The 2,974-nt window shown below is 70.3% G+C and carries 3 protein-coding genes; all 3 read right to left on the bottom strand.

Features of this window, described 5'->3' with window-relative positions; genetic code table 11:
• On the bottom strand, positions 1–643 hold a 643-nt coding region (locus tag ROTAS13_RS22095; protein ID WP_139323495.1), incomplete at its 3' end, for an inorganic triphosphatase.
• Between the two features lie 113 nt (positions 644–756).
• The gene (locus tag ROTAS13_RS22090) at positions 757–2,550 is read right to left on the bottom strand and encodes a fructose-specific PTS transporter subunit EIIC (protein WP_075823449.1); all 1,794 of its coding nucleotides are present in this window, start codon (positions 2,548–2,550) and stop codon (positions 757–759) included.
• 90 nt (positions 2,551–2,640) lie between these two features.
• Positions 2,641–2,974 (bottom strand): PfkB family carbohydrate kinase (locus tag ROTAS13_RS22085; protein WP_253187742.1); only part of this gene is annotated, 334 nt, incomplete at its 5' end.

The following is a 2,974-nucleotide window of genomic DNA, read 5'->3' as shown; positions in this document are numbered from 1 at the left end:
GGTGGAGCTGTGCGTAGATGTGATCAAGAGACAGGGCGGCGATCTGCCATCCGCGCGCGGCCTTGCTCTCGGTGGACAGCAGCGCACCCGGCACGGCGAGCAGCACCTCGGAGGCCAGCCGGTAGAGCGCGATGGGGGAACCCTGCTGGAGTTCCATCTCCATTTCGCGGATCGGCTCGCGGCGCTTTCCGGCCCGGATCTCGCCCAGGTCCAGCACGGCCTCGATCCGCACGTCATCCGCAGGGGAGAGGTCGCAGCGCAGCCGCCGCACCCGCGTCTCGAAGACCGGCCTGAGGGCCGTCCCATCCGGCAGCAAGGGTTCGGCGGGCGTGCCGCGCAGCAGGGCGAGGTCCGGCACCTTCCCCTCGACCGGCGCTTCCCATTCGCCGCGTCCGAAGGTGCTGCCGTCGCTGGCGGTCTTCAGGGTCTGCAGGGTCCGCGCACCGCCCTGGCGCAGGCGCAGGGCCATGCCTTCCTTTAGCAGGCGGCGGTCCGCGGTGTCGAAATATGTGGTGATCTGGTGACGCTCGGCCGGGACCAGGCCGCGGAACGCATCGAGATCCGGAAAGGTGTCGCCATAGCCATCCGGCAGGAGGAGCTTGATCTCCAGCTCCCGCGGATTTTCTTCATCATGATCTGCCATCGTCCCGGCAGAATGTCATGGCGGCCACAAACGACCGAGGCCGTCTTCAAAATTTCAATAATCTGTCATCAAAGAGACGCACGGTTGTGCCCGTGCGTCTCTTTTCGCGGCTGTCAGGCCGCCACGGCTTCGGCGGGGCTGTTGCGCTTCAGCACCGCGACGGCGAGGCCGGTGATCACCGTGCCGACCACGATGGCCACGAGATAGCCCAGCGGGTTGCCCACCGCCCCGGGGATGCCGACCACGAAGATGCCGCCATGCGGTGCCCGCAACGTGCAGCCGAACAGCATCGACAGCGCGCCCGTCACCGCCGAGCCCGCGATCAGCGCCGGGATGACGCGCAGCGGGTCCTTGGCCGCGAAGGGGATCGCCCCCTCGCTGATGAAGGCGAGTCCGAGCACGAACGCCGCCTTGCCCGCGTCGCGTTCCTCCTGCCCGAAGCGGTTGCGGGCGATGAAGGTGGCCAGCGCGATGCCCAGCGGCGGGGTCATGCCGGCGGCCATGATCGCCGCCATGGGGGCATAGGTCTCGGTGCCCAGCAGGCCGACGCCGAAGGCATAGGCCGCCTTGTTCACCGGCCCGCCCATGTCCACCGCCATCATGGCACCGAGGATCAGGCCCAGCAGCACCGCGTTGGTGGTGCCCATGGAGCGCAGCGTCTCGGTCAGCCAGGCGAGCAGCGCCGCGATCGGCGTCCCGACCACGTAGATCATCAGCATGCCGACGATGATCGAGCCGATCAGCGGGATCACCAGGACCGGTTTCAGCCCTTCCAGGCTTTCCGGGAAGGGCAGGCTGTCGCGCAGCCATTTCGCGACATAGCCGGCCAGGAAGCCCGCCGCGATGCCGCCCAGGAAGCCGGCACCTACGAGGTTCGCCAGCATGCCCCCGACGAAGCCCGGCGCCAGTCCGGGCCGGTCGGCGATGGAGAAGGCGATGAAGGCCGCCAGCACCGGCACCATCAGCGCCAGGGCCGACTTGGCGCCAATGTTGAAGAAGGCCTCGGCCAGCGAGCCCGGCTCCTTGAAGGCCTCGATGCCGAAGGCGAAGGAGATGGCGATGCAGAGGCCGCCCGCCGTGACCAGCGGGATCATGTAGGACACGCCGGTCATCAGGTGCTTGTAGGCACCGCGCCCGGCACCCTTGCCCGTGGGCTTGGCCGGGGTGGGCGCCGCGCCCGAGGCCGCCGCGCCACCCTGGGGCTCGGCGACAAGGGCGCGCCGGATCAGGTCCTGCCCGCCGCGCAGCGCCTCGTTGGTGCCGGTGACGACAATGCGCTTGCCGTTGAAGCGGGCGGTGTCCACGCCCGTGTCGGCGGCGATCACCACCGCGTCGGCGGCGGCGATCTCCTCCGGCGTCAGCTGGTTCTTGGCGCCGACCGAGCCCTGGGTCTCCACCTTGATCTCGTGGCCCAGTGCCTTGGCCGCCTTTTCCAGCGCGGCGGCGGCCATGAAGGTATGGGCGATGCCGGTCGGGCAGGCGGTGATGCCGACCAGCTTCCTCGGGCCGGCGGCCGGGGACGCCCCAGGGTTTGACCCAGGGTTTGACCCAGGGTTTGATCCAGGGGCTGCCACAGGGGCTGCGACAGTTCCCGGCGCGGCAACGGGCGGCGCGGGCGGGCGCGGCAGGCTGCCCAGCGCCGAGGCGGAGCGCAGCGCCGTTTCCGGATGGCGGATCGCCTCCACCACAGTGGTGGCGATCAGCGGCTTGCCGGCGAAGCGCGCCGCCTCGGCCGTGGCATCCCCAACCAGGAGGATGGCATCCGCCTCCCCCGTCGGGCTCCCCTCGCCCGTATCGAGCGACAGCTCGACATGGCTCCTCTCGGCAGCCTCGCGCAGCGCCTCGGCCGCCATGGCGGCGTGGGGCGGGCTGGCGGCATGCCGGATCACGGCGGTCAGCCGGGTCATGCAGTTGTCCCCCTCAGGACTGAATGGCGCCGGACAGGCCGCCTCCAGCCGGTACCGCCCGGTGGAGAAAGCCTGCCCGTGACACCTGGATTACAGCTTCTCGATCCGCACGGCTTCGGCAAGCCGTTCGATCATGGAACGGTCCGGCATCCCGCCTGGGGGGCGGGAAACGGCGGCGGCGGCGCAGGCGGTGGCGAGGCGCGCCATGGCCTCCGGCGCCAGCCCCTGGGCCAAGGCGGCGGACAGGCCCGCCACCATGGAATCGCCCGCCCCCACCGTGGTGGTCAGCGGCACCTTCGGCGGCGTGGCCCAGAGCATCCCTTCCGGCAGGGCGAAGAGCGCCCCCTCCCCGCCGGCGGAGACGATGACGCGGGCGATGCCCTGTCTCTTGATCACATCTACGCACAGCTCCACCGTAAGGCGA

Source organism: Roseomonas sp. TAS13 (assembly GCF_001950415.1).
In the GTDB taxonomy this organism is placed as follows: domain Bacteria; phylum Pseudomonadota; class Alphaproteobacteria; order Acetobacterales; family Acetobacteraceae; genus Roseomonas; species Roseomonas mucosa.
Note: the sequence above shows the minus strand (reverse complement) of the source record. Positions and strands in the feature narration are given on the sequence as shown.